14 protein-coding genes are annotated in these 15,242 nt (G+C 73.2%); 7 read left to right on the top strand and 7 right to left on the bottom strand.

Annotated elements, in window-relative coordinates; all coding sequences use genetic code 11:
* Positions 1–35: 35 nt before the first annotated feature.
* Positions 36–935 carry an endonuclease/exonuclease/phosphatase family protein gene (locus ACZ5GP_RS28790; RefSeq protein WP_468753603.1) on the bottom strand — a complete coding sequence of 300 codons (900 nt, stop codon included), beginning with the start codon at positions 933–935 and terminating at the stop codon, positions 36–38.
* A gap of 245 nt (positions 936–1,180) precedes the next feature.
* Between ACZ5GP_RS28790 and ACZ5GP_RS28795 the strand changes: the two genes are divergently transcribed.
* The 4 genes from ACZ5GP_RS28795 (at position 1,181) to ACZ5GP_RS28810 (ending at position 5,331) form a co-directional block, all read left to right on the top strand.
* Positions 1,181–2,473, top strand: coding sequence for a DUF6986 family protein (locus tag ACZ5GP_RS28795; protein WP_468753604.1), 1,293 nt, complete (start codon positions 1,181–1,183; stop codon positions 2,471–2,473).
* Positions 2,474–2,546: 73 nt separating this feature from the next.
* Entirely contained in the window at positions 2,547–4,325 is a 1,779-nt protein-coding gene (locus ACZ5GP_RS28800) for a serine/threonine-protein kinase (RefSeq protein ID WP_468753605.1), read from the top strand.
* A 25-nt stretch (positions 4,326–4,350) separates the two neighbouring features.
* Positions 4,351–4,839 (top strand): hypothetical protein, encoded by a 489-nt coding sequence (locus tag ACZ5GP_RS28805; protein ID WP_468753606.1) that lies wholly within the window; start codon positions 4,351–4,353, stop codon positions 4,837–4,839.
* 135 nt (positions 4,840–4,974) lie between these two features.
* Positions 4,975–5,331 carry a hypothetical protein gene (locus tag ACZ5GP_RS28810; protein ID WP_468753607.1) on the top strand — a complete coding sequence of 119 codons (357 nt, stop codon included), beginning with the start codon at positions 4,975–4,977 and terminating at the stop codon, positions 5,329–5,331.
* A gap of 28 nt (positions 5,332–5,359) precedes the next feature.
* Here the strand turns inward: ACZ5GP_RS28810 and ACZ5GP_RS28815 are convergent, their stop codons facing one another.
* Positions 5,360–6,427, bottom strand: coding sequence for a LacI family DNA-binding transcriptional regulator (locus ACZ5GP_RS28815; RefSeq protein WP_468753608.1), 1,068 nt, complete (start codon positions 6,425–6,427; stop codon positions 5,360–5,362).
* A gap of 137 nt (positions 6,428–6,564) precedes the next feature.
* Between ACZ5GP_RS28815 and ACZ5GP_RS28820 the strand changes: the two genes are divergently transcribed.
* Positions 6,565–7,533 (top strand): ROK family protein, encoded by a 969-nt coding sequence (locus ACZ5GP_RS28820; RefSeq protein ID WP_468753609.1) that lies wholly within the window; start codon positions 6,565–6,567, stop codon positions 7,531–7,533.
* A gap of 53 nt (positions 7,534–7,586) precedes the next feature.
* Here the strand turns inward: ACZ5GP_RS28820 and ACZ5GP_RS28825 are convergent, their stop codons facing one another.
* The 3 genes from ACZ5GP_RS28825 to ACZ5GP_RS28835 form a co-directional block, all read right to left on the bottom strand.
* Positions 7,587–9,623: an NPCBM/NEW2 domain-containing protein gene (locus tag ACZ5GP_RS28825; RefSeq protein ID WP_468753610.1), complete on the bottom strand. Its 2,037-nt coding sequence runs from the start codon at positions 9,621–9,623 to the stop codon at positions 7,587–7,589.
* Between the two features lie 275 nt (positions 9,624–9,898).
* Complete coding sequence (locus ACZ5GP_RS28830; protein WP_468753611.1) at positions 9,899–10,090, bottom strand: CsbD family protein; 192 nt, start codon at positions 10,088–10,090, stop codon at positions 9,899–9,901.
* A gap of 76 nt (positions 10,091–10,166) precedes the next feature.
* On the bottom strand, positions 10,167–10,565 hold the full coding sequence (locus ACZ5GP_RS28835; protein WP_468753612.1) for an STAS domain-containing protein: 399 nt from the start codon (positions 10,563–10,565) through the stop codon (positions 10,167–10,169).
* Between the two features lie 285 nt (positions 10,566–10,850).
* Between ACZ5GP_RS28835 and ACZ5GP_RS28840 the strand changes: the two genes are divergently transcribed.
* Positions 10,851–11,912, top strand: a complete 1,062-nt coding sequence (locus tag ACZ5GP_RS28840) for an NUDIX hydrolase (protein WP_468753613.1) — start codon at positions 10,851–10,853, stop codon at positions 11,910–11,912.
* A 21-nt stretch (positions 11,913–11,933) separates the two neighbouring features.
* Here the strand turns inward: ACZ5GP_RS28840 and ACZ5GP_RS28845 are convergent, their stop codons facing one another.
* Positions 11,934–13,289 (bottom strand): M20/M25/M40 family metallo-hydrolase, encoded by a 1,356-nt coding sequence (locus tag ACZ5GP_RS28845; protein WP_468753614.1) that lies wholly within the window; start codon positions 13,287–13,289, stop codon positions 11,934–11,936.
* Positions 13,290–13,423: 134 nt separating this feature from the next.
* Here ACZ5GP_RS28845 and ACZ5GP_RS28850 point away from each other — a divergent pair, with 134 nt between their 5' ends.
* Positions 13,424–14,626: a geranylgeranyl reductase family protein gene (locus ACZ5GP_RS28850; protein ID WP_468753615.1), complete on the top strand. Its 1,203-nt coding sequence runs from the start codon at positions 13,424–13,426 to the stop codon at positions 14,624–14,626.
* A gap of 34 nt (positions 14,627–14,660) precedes the next feature.
* Here ACZ5GP_RS28850 and ACZ5GP_RS28855 read toward each other — a convergent pair whose 3' ends face one another.
* On the bottom strand, positions 14,661–15,221 hold the full coding sequence (locus tag ACZ5GP_RS28855; RefSeq protein ID WP_468753616.1) for a carboxymuconolactone decarboxylase family protein: 561 nt from the start codon (positions 15,219–15,221) through the stop codon (positions 14,661–14,663).
* Positions 15,222–15,242: the final 21 nt, after the last annotated feature.

Below are 15,242 nucleotides of genomic sequence, written 5' to 3' on the forward strand. Positions count from 1 at the left end.
CCACCCCGCGCCCGCGGGGTGGGGGCCTTCGCGCGTCACAGCGTCAGCGTCGCCTGCACCGGCAGGTGGTCGCTCGGGTACTGCCCGCCGAGCGAGAACGTGTTCACCGACGCCGAGTGCACCTGCGCCGTCGGCCTGGTCAGGATCCAGTCGATGCGCCCGCCCCCGACCACGGGCGGCTTGTAGCCGCCGAACGTGCCGTACGCCGGGCCGCGTTCCTTCGCGGCGTCCCAGGTGTCGACGAGGCCGGCGCCCAGCATCGTGGTGTACACGGCGCTGTCGTGCGCCGTCGCGTTGAAGTCGCCCGTCACGATGAGCGGCGTGCTCGTCTTCATCAGGGCGATGCGCTCGGCCATGAGGGTCGCCGAACGCTCGCGCGCGCTCTGACTGACGTGGTCGAGGTGCGTGTTGAGGACGTACAGCTGGGTGTTGGTGACCAGGTCCAGGAAGCGCACCCAGGTGGCCATGCGGGGCGAGTTGGCACCCCAGGTGTTCGAGGCGATGGTGTACGGCGTGTCCGAGAGCCAGAAGTGTTCGTATTCGAGCGGGAACAAGCGGCGGTTGTCATAAAAGACGGCCATGAACTCATCGCGGCTGCCGCCCCCGACCCCGGTGCCGACCCAGTCGTAATCGGCGCCGAGATCGGTCTCGATGTCTTGGAGCTGGTAATAGAGGCCTTCCTGGGTGCCGATGACGTGCGGCCTGGCGCGCAGCAGCATCTCCCGTGCCGCCGGGCGGCGTTCGGGCCAGGTGTGCGGCGGTTTGTTGCTCGCGAAGCGGACGTTGTACGACATGACCTCCAGGCGGGCGTCCGGCGCCTCGGCGGCATGGGCCTGCCCGGGGGACAGCGCGGTGCCGAGCACGGGGAGCGCCACGGTCGCGGCGAGCGCGGCCCGCAGGCCCGAGCGGCGCGTGAAGGAGGAGTCGATCGGCACACAAGCTCCTTGGATTGGGTCCGCGCGGCCGACGCCGGAAGCGGGGGAGGATGTGGGCCACAGACTGTCGGCATCGGCCGCCGACAGGGTCCGGGACACGCGTGATCCCGCGCGGTCGGCTACGGATGCAGGACACGGGAGGGTGTTGACCGGCGCGAAGGTCACGGATAGCTTCGCCATACGGATTGTTGATTCCGTGCAGCGGAATTGCCGGGCGCGGCACCGAGCGTGTGGAGGAAGCGGGAATGGGTCAGCAAGAGAAGGTGGCGACGAGCCTCGCCGGCGCGGTCAGCGAGGGCATCAGCGCTTCCCTCGCCCCCGTGGACGCGGAGCTGGCGCGCCGCTACCCCGGAGACCCCGGCACGCGCCAGCCCGTCCACACCGTGTACGTCCCCGGTGAGCAGTTCGGCGCCGACACCATCCGCACCTGGGGCGACAAGGCCCTGGCGATGCTCGACGAGCACGCCCCGGACGCCGCCTCCTTCGCCGCCGTCCTCGGCCTCGGCGACGACCTCGCCGAAGCCGTCTACACGCGCGTACGGACCAAGCTGGAGCGCGAGCCCGTCGAAGACCTCCGCGTCGACTTCGAGGACGGCTACAAGGGCGCCGACGAGGACCAGGACGCCGCCCGCGCGGCGCGGCTCATCGCGGAGGCGTACCGGAACGGCACCGCCGCCCCGTACATGGGCATCCGCATGAAGTGCATGGAGGAGGCGGTGCGCGACCGGGGCATCCGCACCCTCGACGTCTTCCTGTCGGGCCTCATGGAGGCCGGCGGGCTGCCGGACGGACTCGTCCTGACGCTGCCCAAGGTGACCTACCCCGAGCAGGTCACCGCGATGGTCCGCCTCCTGGAGGAGTTCGAGAAGGCGCGTGGCCTGGAGCGCGGCCGCATCGGCTTCGAGATCCAGATCGAGACCAGCCAGTCCATCCTCGCCACCGACGGCACCGCCGCCGTGGCCCGCATGATCCAGGCCGCCGAGGGCCGCGCCACCGGCCTGCACTACGGCACCTTCGACTACAGCGCCTGCCTCCACGTGAGCGCCGCCTACCAGGCCAGCGACCACCCGGCCGCCGACCACGCCAAGGCCGTCATGCAGGTCGCCGCCGCCGGCACCGGAGTCCGGGTCTCCGACGGCTCCACCAACGTCCTGCCCGTCGGCACCACCGAGCAAGTCCACGACGCCTGGCGGCTGCACTACGGCCTGACCCGGCGCGCGCTGGCCCGCGCCTACTACCAGGGCTGGGACATGCACCCCGGCCACATCCCGACGCGCTACGCCGCCGTGTTCGCCTTCTACCGCGAGGGCTTCGAGGTCGCCGCGAGGCGGCTGGCCGCCTACGCCGGGCACCACGAGGGCGGCGGTGTGGCCGACGAGCCCGCCACCGCCAAGGCGCTCGCCGGCTATCTGCTGCGCGGCCTGGACTGCGGCGCCCTCGACGCCGGCGAGGTGACCCGGCTCACCGGGCTGACCCTGGCCCGCCTCCAGGGCTTCGCCGGCCCGCGCCGGGGCGACCTCACGGCTTCGGGCGCGTGACACCCGGCACGCAGGTCACCCCCGCCCCTTAGTCTGTACGCCACGGAAAGTGGTTCACACGGACGGGGCAGCGGTGCATTCGGGGGATCAGGAACAGACGGGCGAGGCGGGCAGGCTGCTCGCCGGACGCTACCGCGTCGTGGCGCAGCTCGGCCGCGGCGGCATGGGCGTCGTATGGCGCGCCGTCGACGAGGTGCTGCACCGCGAGGTCGCGGTGAAGGAACTGCGCACGTACACCGACGCGGGCGGCCCCGAGCTGGCCGACCTGCGTCTGCGGATGCAGCGCGAGGCCCGCGCCGCCGCCCGCGTGCGCCACCCCGGAGTCGTCGCCGTGCACGACGTCGCCGAGGTCGACGGGCGGCCGCTCATCGTCATGGAGCTCATCGACGGCCCCTCCCTCGACGACGTGCTGCGCGAGCGCGGCGCCCTCGACCCCCGTACGGCGGCGGGGATCGGTGCCAAGGTGATGGACGCCCTTGCCGCCGCGCACCGCGTGGGCGTCCTGCACCGCGACGTGAAGCCCGGCAACATCCTCCTGGAGAGCGGCGGCCGCGTCGTCCTCACCGATTTCGGCATCGCCACGATGGACGACCCCGGCGACGGCTCGGCCACCCGCCTCACCCGCAGCGGCGAACTGGTCGGCTCGCTCGACTACTTGGCGCCCGAGCGCGCCCAGGGCCACGACCCCGGCCCCGCCTCCGACGTCTGGGCCCTCGGCGCCACGCTGTACGCGGCGGTCGAGGGCTCCTCGCCCTTCCGCCGTACGTCGACGTGGTCCACGCTCACCGCGATCGTCACCGACCCGCTGCCCGAGCCGCACCGCGCGGGCCCGCTGACGCCCGTACTGCGCCGGCTCATGGACAAGGACCCGCAGGCGCGCCCCGACGCCGAATCGGCGCTGCGACTGCTCGACGGGGTCGCGCGGGCGGACGCGGGCACGGGCCCCGGGGCCGCGCTCGGTGCCGGGCCCGGGCCGCGCGGCACCACGGAGCGCAGCATCCCGAGCACACCCCCGCCGGGCTTCGGACCGCCGCCCTCGGTGGACCGGCCCGCCCCTCGGACATCCGAGTCCTTCGGGGCCCCGCCGTCGGCGGCGCGGCCCGCCGCTCAGACCCCGCCGCCCGTCGTCCTCGGCGAGACGCGCTCCACGCAACGGCCGCGCCGGGGCCGGGCGTTGCTCGCCGCCGTCGCCGTGGCCGTGGTCCTCGCGGCCACCGGCGCGACCGCCGCCTTCCTGAACGGCAAGGACGACAGCGGCGGCCAGGACCGCGAGGAGACGATTCCCGCCGGCTCCGGCTCCGGCTCGACCAGGGACGACGGCAGCCGCGGCTCCCTGGGCGGCGGCTCGAAGCGCACCGGGCCGAAGGAGCAGGGCGAGGACACGTCCCGCGAGCCGGACGCGAAGCGCTCCAAGGACAGCGCCGAGGACGACACCGACGGCGCGCGGCGCGACAAGCGCGAGGCGGGCGACAAGGCCGAGGACCGGGACGAGCCCGCCTCGCGCCCCGACCCCAGCTCCAAGCCGAGTGGCACGAGCAAGCCGCGGGGCGGTGGCGGCCCCGCCGACGACCCCGTCTGCCACCCCGTCGGCGGCGGCAAGTACAACTGCTCGGTGTGGACGGCCGCGAAGTCCTACACCGCCGCCGGCACCGAGGTGGGCGTGCTGAACGCGGGCACGAACTACTTCTACTGCCAGCAGAACCTCGGCCGCCGCGAGACGCACGGCGAGTGGACGAACGTCTGGTGGGCGAAGACCGACGACGACAAGGGCAACACCGGCGTCTTCGTCAGCGACGTCTACATCAAGGGCGGCGACAACGACAAGCCGCTGCCCGGCCTGCCCACCTGCTGAAGCACCGAGATCGGACGACGCCCCGATGAACGACACCCCCGACACCCCCGGCCCGAACGGCGCCGAGGAGCTGCGGGCCCGCGTCGAGGCCGCGGCCGACGGCACGGCGTACCGCTACCGCTGGACGGAGCGGGGGTTCGACCTGATCGCGGACGTGCCGCTGCCGGGCGGGCGCCGCGTGCACACCTACCGGGTCGTGCTGCGCCCGGCCGAGCGGGTCTTCACCCTGACGGACGTGGTCCGCACCCACGAGCGAGGAGCGTTCGGCACCACGCACAGGACCGTGGAGAGCGGGCGGGCGCGGTACCGCACGTGGAGCCGCTCGCCGGACGGCTCCGAGCGGCACTCCTTCTCCTCCGCCGACGGCCACCGCCTGATCAGGGGCGTGGCGCGGGAGCTGGGCTGGCGGGAGACCCGGCCGGCCACCGAGAAGGGCGCACTCGTCGCCGGCGCCGTCGGGGGGCTCATCGCCCTCGGCACGCTGGTCGCTCTCGCGGTGGTCTTCTGGCCCTGATCCGGCACGCGTTCGAGGGACACGGCGTGGCGGGCGTCGCGCATTCGGAGGCACTCCTGGTGCGGCCGGTCCGACCGCACACGAAGCTCGGTCAGGAACCGCTGTATCCGCGAAGCGAGGAACCCAGGAGCAAGCATGCGTGCGCCCACCGTTCTGACCGCCCTCGGCCTGACCGCCGCCGCCATCCTGGCCGCCACCGCCCCGGCGGCGGCCGCCACCTCTCTCCCCGAGCGTCCCCTCACCGGCACCCACGCCGGCGCCCCGGGGGCACCCGGCCCTCTCACGGCCGCCCCCACACCGCCCGGCCAGGAGCAGGTCGGCGGCGTCCTCGGCTCCCTCGTCAACCTCGTCACCAATCTGCTCGGAGGCCTCGTCGGGCCAGCGGCACAGGGCGCCGGCCCCAAGGACCTCACGAACGGCGGCTTCACCGACGGACGCCAGGTGCCGCTCACACCGCAGATGACTCTGCCGGACCTCGGGACCGGCCGCTGAGCCGAGGCTCACTTCCGACGGCGACCGCTCAGTCGGCGGGCGGCAGTTCCCCCGACCCACGCGTGATGAGCCGCGTCGGCAGCTCGACCCGCTCCGGAGCCACGGACGCGCCGTCGAGCTGCCGGAAGAGCCGCTCCGCCGCCGTCCTGCCGAGCTGTGCCGCGTCCTGGGCGACCACGGTCACGCCGGGGTCCAGCAGATCGGCCAGCTCGATGTCGTCGAAGCCCACCAGGGCCACCGGCCGGTCGAGGCCGGCGAGGACGCGTACGACCGTGACGGTCACGCGGTTGTTCCCGGCGAAGACCGCCGTCACCGGCCCGGACCCCGACAGCATCTCCTCGGCCGCCGCGCGCACCCGGCGCGGGTCGGTGACGCCCAGCGACACCCACGCCTCGTCGACCGGGATGCCCGCGTCCTCCATCGCGGCGCGGTAGCCCCGCAGCCGCTCTATGGCGGTGTGGATGCGCGGTTGGTCGCCGATGAAGCCGATGCGGCGGTGGCCGTGCGCGATGAGGTGCGCGACGCCGTCCCGCGCTCCGCCGAAGCTGTCGGAGAGCACCACGTCGGCGTCGATCCTGCCCGCGGGCCGGTCCACGAAGACGGTCGCCACCCCGGCGGCGATCTCGGGCTCCAGATAGCGGTGGTCGTCACCGGCCGGGATGATGACGAGGCCGTCGACCCGGCGGGCGCACAGCGCGAGCACCAACTCCTGTTCGCGGTCCGGGTCCTCGGCGCTCGACCCGTTGATCAGCAGCGCACCGTGGGCGCGGGCGACCTCCTCCACGGCTCGGCTCAGCGGGCCGTAGAACGGGTCGGCGAGGTCCTCCAGGACGAGGCCGATGCTGGCGGTGCGGCCCTTGCGCAGCACGCGGGCACTGTCGTTGCGGCGGAAACCCAGGGCCTCGATGGCCTCCTGGACGCGGCGCTCGGTGTCGGGCGTGACGCCCGGCTCGCCGTTCACCACGCGCGAGACCGTCTTCAGGCCGACTCCGGCGCGGGCGGCGACGTCCTTCATCGTCGGCCGGTTGCCGTAGCGGTTGTCGGGTCGTCGGGCGGCGGTGTCGGCCACGGTGCGCTGTCCTGTCCTGTCGTCCACGAACTTCTGCCCCCGGGGCGGGCGGCCGTCCCCGGGCGTGTGGCGTCGAGCATAGGGCCTGGACAACGTTGTCAGATGCGAGGGAGACTGACCTTCGCACTCTCCGGCCTGCCCTTACACCAGGAGACCCGACACAGATGCACATGGACCTCGTCGCCGCACTCGACATCGGCGGCACCAAGATCGCCGGCGCCCTGGTGGACGGGCAGGGGCACATCCTGCGGCGCGCCCAGCGGCCGACCCCCGCGCGCGAGGCCGGTGACACGGTGATGCGGGCGGTCGCGGAGGTCCTCGGCGAGCTGACGTCCGATGAGCTGTGGGGTGCGGTCACCGCCGTCGGCATCGGCAGTGCGGGCCCGGTGGACGCCTCGGCGGGCACGGTCAGCCCCGTCAACGTCCCCGGCTGGCGCGGCTTCCCGCTGGTGGAGCGGGTCCGAGAGGCGACCGGCGGGCTGCCCGTCCACCTGGTCGGCGACGGCGTGGCGATGACCGCCGCCGAGCACTGGCTGGGCGCGGCGCGCGGCCACGACAACGCGCTGTGCATGGTCGTCTCGACCGGTGTCGGCGGCGGCCTCGTCCTGGACGGCAAGCTCCACCCGGGCCCCACCGGGAATGCGGGCCACATCGGGCACATCAGCGTCGACCTCGACGGCGACCCCTGCCCGTGCGGCGCGCGAGGGTGCGTGGAGCGCCTGGCGAGCGGTCCGAACATCGCCCGGCGCGCCGTGGAGGGGGGCTGGCTCCCGGGGCCCGACGGCGACACGTCCGCGGCCGCCGTGGCCGCCGCCGCACGCGCCGGGGACCCGGTCGCTTGCGCCTCCTTCGCCCGGGCCGCGCAGGCGCTCGCCGCCGGGATCGCCGCCACCGCCACGCTCGTCGAGATCGACATCGCGGTGATCGGCGGCGGCGTGGCGAAGGCGGGCGACCTCCTCTTCGCCCCGCTGCGGCGGGCGCTCGGCGACTACGCCACGCTCTCCTTCGTGCACCGCCTCACCGTGGCGCCCGCCCTGATGGGCACCGACGCGGGCCTGGTCGGAGCGGCGGCCGCCGCGCTCGGCGCGGCACCGGGCGCGGCGGAGGGGATGCGCTCGGCGGTGGGCGGCTGAGCCCGGCCCGCCGCCGGGCCGGGCCCGAACCGCCCCGCGATGCGGCTTCGGGATCAGCAGGTCAGTGTCGCGCCGGCCCAGTCGCCGTGGTCGGCGAAGATGCCGTCGCCGCCGTCGGTGACGACCAGGCGTACGACCCGGGCGCCCGTCACGTCCGCGGTGAGCGTCCGCGCGGGCATGGCGTTGGTGAGTACGCCGGTCGACGCGGCCTTCTCGCCGTCCGCCCAGATCTCGAACGCGATCGTGCCGTCGGTGCGTGTCTCGTCGTCGACGCCGACGTCCGCGGTGATCTTCTCGCACGCGCGGCCGGTGTAGAAGGCGAGGTCGCTCGCGGCGTGCACGCCGAGTCCCTTGGCGTACACCTTGCCGCCGACGGTGATCGGTCTGCCGTCCCCGGCCGCGCCCTCGCCGTTGCTGGTGTTCCGCTCGGCGGGCCCCCAGCCGTTGGTCATCGAAAGCCACGGCAGGTCGCCGAGGGCCGAGGCGCCCGCGGGCGGCGCGAGGACCACCTGTGCGGTGAGCGGCAGGACGTACGCGGTACGGGTGCCGGCCGGTGAGTGGTAGCGCGCGGCGACCGACAGGTCGTACGTCCCCGGTTCGGTGCCCCGGGCCGCGGTGACCTGCCATGAGGTGCGCAGGGTCCTGCCGGGCGCCAGCGAGCGGGCGGTGGTGGACGAGGTCGCCTTGATCCTCCACCCCTCGGGCGTGGTGACCGAGGCGCTCACCTGGCGGGCGGGCACGCGGCCGAGGTTGGTGACCGTCGTGGTGAGCGGGGTCTTCTTCCCCGCCTCGAAGAGGTCGCCGCCGGTCAGTCCGAGTGCGACGGCCGGCGGGTGCTTGGCCCACTTGCCGTCGGCCGCTACGCGCAGCAGCACGGTGCCGTGGGCGGGGACGGTCGCCGAGATCCGGCCCGCCGTGTGGAAGCTCTTGTGCTGCCACAGGTCGCGCAGCGTGTACGCGGGGGCGTCGGGCAGGCCGACCGCCTCCGCCGTGGTGGAGATGGTCCGCGCGGTGCCGCTCTCGTTGAAGAGGGCGACGGCGCGGCTGCCGTCCTTCAGCTCCTTGCCGACGACCCAGCGGCCGTTCTCGGAGGAGAGGACCTTCCCCTGTCTGCCCAGCGGGTCCTGGTCGACGGCGATGACTTCCTTGTTGCCGAGGATCTCGAAGGTCTTCGGGGAGGCCTTGCGCAGGTCGGAGCCGATGAGCAGCGGTGCGGCCATGATCGACCACATCGAGAAGTGCGTGCGGTACTCGGTGTCCGTCATGCCGCCGTTGCCGACCTCCAGCATGTCCGGGTCGTTCCAGTGGCCAGGGCCCGCGTACGCGCCGAGCGGCAGGTTCTGCTTCATGATCGAGACCATGGAGGCCCAGTTGTCGCTGATGTCACCGGTGGTGCGCCACAGCTGGCCGACGTCCGCGGCCCACTCCCACGGCTTGTTCTCGCCCCATTCGCAGATGCTGTAGACGATGGGCCTGCCGGTCGCCTTCAGGGCGTCCCGCATCGCGATGTACCGCTTCTTGGCGTCCACGCCCTGGTTGTTGCAGTTGTCGTACTTGAGGTAGTCGACGCCCCACTCGGCGAACTGCCGCGCGTCGCTGCGCTCGTGTCCGAGGGCGCCGGGGAAACCGGCCTCGTTGCAGGTCTTGGTGCCCGCGCTGGTGTAGATGCCGAACTTGAGGCCCTTGGCGTGGACATAGTCGGCGACGGCCTTGATCCCGTGGGGGAACCGCTTGGGGTCCGGCACCAGTTCGCCGTCGGCGTCGCGCTGCGGCAGCGCCCAGCAGTCGTCGATGTTGACGTACTGGTAGCCGGCGTTTTTCAGGCCCTTCTCGACGAAGATGTCCGCGATGCCCTTGACCATCGCCTCGTCGAACTCGGCCCGGCAGTGGGTGGAGTTCCAGTTGTTGAAGCCCATGGGAGGTGTGGCCGCGAGGCCGTCGGGGAGCCGTGCGGAGGGTTCGGCGGCGGACGCGCCGGCCGCGTCGTGCGCGAAGGCGGGGGCGGCGAGACCCCCGGCGCACAGCAGGGCGGCGGCGAGCGAACCGACCACTCTTCGGTGGCGGGCGGCGGGGGACGGGAGCTGACGCATCGTTACGTTCCTCCGTACGTGCGGAAGACGCCGAGGACGGCGTGCTGCTGGACGCGCGGCCGCCGGAGCCGCACTCCTACTATCCGTGGGCCTTCCCCCACCGCAAGAGTCCCTTTGCGGAACAAGCACACGAACAGGCCAAGCGGGGCCGGACAGCACAGCGCCCCCACCCGGACATCGGGCGGGGGCGGAACACCTGCGTCACCGCACGTGGACACGCGGTTCGATGCGGCTCTCGGTACGCCCTCACTCGCGTGGGCGCCGCGGAACCGGTTCTAGGAGTGGTCGCGCTTCAGCGAGTCCTTCATGCCCTTGGCCTTGTCGCGGGTTGAGCCCATGGCCTTCTTGGCCTCGCCCTTGGCCTGGTCCGTACGGCCCTCGGCCGCGCGACGGTCGTCGCCGGTGGCCTTGCCGCTCATCTCCTTGGCCTTGCCCTTCAGCTTGTCCATGCCGCCCTTGTCACCCATGGCTGCTCCTCGTGTCTTGTTCTGTCGCCGGGGGCTTACCCGGCCAACGTAAGACGAAGGGGCGTGCCGCGCTCGCTCAAGCGTCGCGCTGCGTCACCTCGCCGAGGGCGGCCAGCGCCGCGCCGACCGTCGGGGCGGGGCGCAGGAGCCCGATGAGGTGGGTGAGGCGCAGGATGCGCAAGGTCAGCGGATGGGCGCACACGACGCCGAACCGGGCGCCTCTTTCGCTCACCCGCCGGTGGGCCCGCACCAGCAAGGTGAGGCCGGAGCAGTCGAAGAAGTCGACCTCGCTCAGGTCGACGATCACGATCGGTTCCGGTCCCGAGGCCACCGCGTCGAGCAGCGGAGCCGTCCGCCGACAACTGGCGAGGTCGATCTCGCCGTGCAACTCGACCACGATCGCGCGGTCGATCTCGTACACGCGTGGTGGGGTGTGTTCCTCGCACGCGTATTCGCTCAGTTCGTCCTGCCGCATTGATCCCCCCAGCGCCGGCGCCGACCTTCGTGGGGGCGGCGCAGCGAAATGGCAGTTCTGTTGGGGCACCGGGGACTGGGGCGCCTCGCGCACACGCTAGCGGGGAGCGGCGCACCCTGGAGTGCCGGAACGATTCACGAAAAGCCGACGCCATGCGATCGGGTGAAACTGAGGCAAGTCGCTTGACAGGCGGTTCGGCCGTGCGCACTCCTCATCCATCAGCCCTTGGTTTCCGTGACAGGGTGTTGCGGGCAAGCCACAGGGGCCAACGGAAGAGGGGGAACCGTGATCGTCTGGATCAACGGCGCTTTCGGTGCGGGCAAGTCCAGCACCGCACGGGAACTGATCGAGCTGATCCCGAACAGCACACTCTTCGACCCGGAAGTCATCGGCGGCACACTGCCCTGCTTGCTGCCGCCCAAACGTCTCGCCGAGGTGAGCGACTACCAGGACCTGCCGATCTGGCGCCGCCTCGTGGTCGACACGGCGGCCGCGCTCCTCGCCGAGGTGGGCGGCGTCCTCGTGGTGCCGATGACACTGCTGCGCCAGGAGTACCGCGACGAGATCTTCGGCGCTCTCGCCTCCCGCAGGATTCCCGTGCGGCACATCCTGCTCGCCCCGGACGAAACGATCCTGCGCGAGCGCATATCCGGCCGCGAGGCGCCGCCCCACCTGCCCGGCGGCGGCGACCCGCGCCCGCGCCCCTGGCCGGGCGACCACATCGAGCCCTACCGCACCGCGCTCGCCGGCTGGCTCGGCGCCGACGCGCACCGCGTCGACACCAGCGCCCTCAGCCCCCGCGAAACCGCCGCCCGCCTCGCGGACGCGGTGCGCACCGGCTCCGCGCCCGCCTGCGACATCGTGCAGACACCCGAGCCCACCGCGGAGACCGTCGCCGCCGGGGTGCTGCTCTTCGACGAACAGGGCCGGGTCCTGCTCGTCGACCCGACGTACAAGGCGGGCTGGGAGTTCCCCGGCGGCGTCGTCGAGCCGGGCGAGGCACCCGCGCGCGCGGGCGTGCGCGAGGTCGCCGAGGAGACCGGCCTCCACCTCCGCGACCCGCTGCGCCTGCTCGTCGCCGACTGGGAGCCGCCGAAACCGCCCGGCTACGGAGGGATGCGGTTCCTCTTCGACGGCGGCCGGCTCGACAGCGCCACCGCCCACCGCATGCTGCTGCCGGGCCCCGAGCTGCGCGGCTGGCGCTTCGTCACCGAGGAGGAGGCCGCCGGCCTGCTGCCCCCCGTGCGCTACGAACGGCTGCACTGGGCCCTGCGCGCACGCGAGCGCGGCGCGCCGCTCTACCTGGAGGCCGGTGTCCCCCTGGACGGACGACCGCCCAGGGGGTAGAAGACCGCCCGGGGTTGGCCGTCAGCTCGCGGCGTACTTCCGCAGGAACAGCGCCTCGGCGACCGAGAGTCGCTCCAGCTCCTCGGGCGACACGCTCTCGTCGACCGCGTGGATGCGCGCCTCGGGCTCGTTCAGCCCGATCAGCAGGATCTCCGCGCTCGGGTAGAGCGACGCGAGGGTGTTGCACAGCGGGATCGAGCCGCCGTGGCCCGCGTACTGCATGTCCTGGCCCGGATAGGCCTCGCTCATCGCCTCGGCCATCGCCGTGTACGCCGGGCTCGTGGTGTCCGCCCGGAAGGGCTGGCCCTGGCCGATCTGCTCGGTGTGCACCCGGGCGCCCCACGGCGTGTGCGCCTCCAGGTGGGCCTGGAGCAGCTTCGTCGCCTCGGCGGCGTCCACGCCCGGCGGTACGCGCAGGCTGATCAGCGCCCGCGCGCCCGCCTGCACGGACGGCGTCGCGCCGATCACCGGCGGGCAGTCGATGCCGAGCACGGTGACGGCCGGGCGCGCCCAGATCCGGTCGGAGACCGTGCCCTCACCGATCAGCCGGACACCGTCCAGGACGTGGGCGTCGCCGCGGAAGACCTCCTCTTCGTACTGAAGGCCCTCCCAGACCGCGTCGCTCGTCAGACCGTCGATCGTCGTCGAGCCGTCCTCGGCGCGCAGCGAGTCGAGGACCCGCACCAGCGCCGCGAGCGCGTCGGGCGCCGCGCCGCCGAACTGCCCCGAGTGCAGGTTCCCCGCCAGGGTGTCGATACTGACGCGTACGAGGGTCATGCCGCGCAGCGACGCCGTCACCGTCGGCAGGCCCACCCGGAAGTTGCCCGCGTCGCCGACGACGATCGTGTCGGCCGTGAGCAGCTCCGGGTGGCTCTCCGCGTACCGCTCGAGGCCGCCCGTGCCCTGCTCCTCCGAGCCCTCGGCGATCACCTTGACGCTCACCGGCACGCCGCCGTTCGCCTTCAGGGCACGCAGGGCGAGCAGGTGCATGATGACGCCGCCCTTGCAGTCGGCGCTGCCCCTGCCGTACCAGCGGCCGTCCCGCTCGGTCAGCTCGAACGGCGGGCTGGTCCACGCGGCCTCGTCCAGCGGCGGCTGCACGTCGTAGTGCGCGTACAGAAGAACTGTCGGCGCGCCCTCGGGGCCCGGCAGGAAGCCGTACACCGACTGGGTGCCGTCCGGGGTGTCGAGCAGCGCGACGTCCTGGAAGCCCTCGGCGCGCAGCGCGTCCGCCACCCAGTTCGCGGCGGCCTCGCTCTCGCTCCTCGGGAACTGCTCGAAGTCCGCCACCGACTTGAAGGCCACCAGTTCGGTGAGCTCCGCCTTCGCCCTCGGCATGAGTGAGGCGACGGTCTCGGCGATCGGATGCGGCGACATGGGCACGCTCCTCGTGGTGCGATGGTGTGCGTGTGGGTGCAGGTGATCCTCCCACAGGAGGGGCGCGAAGGGCTCGGCCGTAGGATGCCTGGGGAAAGCGCGGCCAACAGCGGGATCAGGAGCGGTAGACCAACGTGAGCAGCGAGAACTCAGCGGACGACGCCCGGTACGTGTGGGACGTCGTCGTGGTCGGGGCCGGCCCCGCGGGGGCCTCGGCGGCCTACGCGGCGGCCGTCGCGGGACGCAGCGTGCTGCTCCTGGAGAAGGCCGAACTCCCGCGGTACAAGACGTGTGGCGGCGGCATCATCGGTCCGTCGCGCGATTCCTTGCCGCCCGGCTTCGAACTGCCGTTGCGCGACCGGGTGCACGCGGTGACGTTCTCCCTGGACGGGAAGTTCACGCGGACCCGCCGCTCCCGGCAGACGCTCTTCGGGCTCGTCAACCGCCCCGAGTTCGACCAGCGGCTCGTCGAGCACGCCCAGAAGGCGGGCGCCGAGCTGCGCACCGGCGTCACCGTCGCGCGCGTGGAGCAGCACGGGCCCAAGGTGCCCGACCGGCGGACCGTCGCCGTCGTGCTGCAGGGCGGCGAGACCGTCCTGGCCCGCGCCGTGGTCGGCGCCGACGGCAGCGCCAGCCGGATAGGCGCGCACGTCGGGGTCAAACTCGACCAGGTCGATCTCGGCCTGGAGGCCGAGATCCCGGTGCCCGCGACCGTCGCCGAGGACTGGGCGGGCCGGGTCCTCATCGACTGGGGTCCCCTGCCGGGCAGTTACGGCTGGGTCTTCCCCAAGGGCGACACCCTGACCGTCGGCGTGATCTCCGCACGCGGCGAGGGCGCCGCCACCAAGCGCTACCTGGAGGACTTCATCGCCCGGCTCGGCCTCGCCGGCTTCGAGCCCAGCATCTCCTCCGGGCACCTGACCCGCTGCCGCAGCGACGACTCGCCGCTCTCCCGCGGCCGGGTCCTCGTGTGCGGGGACGCGGCGGGCCTCCTGGAGCCGTGGACCCGTGAGGGCATCTCCTTCGCGCTGCGCTCCGGGCGGCTCGCGGGGGAGTGGGCGGTGCGGATCGCGGAGGCGCACGACGCGGTGGACGCCCGCCGCCAGGCCTTGAACTACGCGTTCGCCGTCAAGGCCGGGCTCGGTGTGGAGATGAGCGTCGGGCGCCGCCTGCTCCAGCTCTTCGAACGCCGCCCCGGCGTCTTCCACGCGGCGATCACCGGCCTGCGCCCCGCGTGGAACGCGTTCGCGAAGATCACCCGCGGCTCGACGACGCTGGCCGAACTGGTGCGGACGCATCCGCTGGCGAGGCGGGCCCTGAGCACGCTCGACCGCTGAGTCCCGGGCGCCTGCTGGGGGCGGGCGCCGCGGGTCAGTGGTCGTCGTGCATGGTCTGCGCCATGCGCACCAGTTCGTCGCCCTGGGCCGCGTCCACCTCGACGTCCAGGACGGTGCAGACGCGGCCCAGCAGGAAGTAGAAGCCCGCCAGGACGAGGGTCTCGACGATCTGCTCCTCGGTGTAGTGGGCCGCCACGGCCGTGTGGAGGGTCTCGTCCACGAAGGGCGCGGCGGCCGCGGCGGCGGCGAAGCCCAGGAGCGCCCGCTGGGCCGGGGTGAAGACATCGGCGTCGAACCGCTTGCCGCGCACGGCGGCGCGCTGGGCGTCCGTGACCCCGACGGCCCGCGATATGGGCACGTGCTGCGCCCACTCGTACTCCGCCTCGAAGACGGTGCCGTAGGTGAGGATGAGCAGTTCGCGGTCGACCGCGTCGAGACTGGCGTCGGCGAAGAGCGCGGCGCCCAGCCGGGCGATCTGCGTGACCGACCGGGGCGCGTGGCCGAGCGTCCGGTAGACGTTGATGACGCGCCCCTGGGCCAGCGAACGCAGCGACTCGGGCAGGGCCTCGGTGTCGAGGCAGGGGATACGGGACATGGGAGGGCTCCTCGGGGTACG

The organism is Streptomyces sp. NPDC031466, assembly GCF_055581265.1.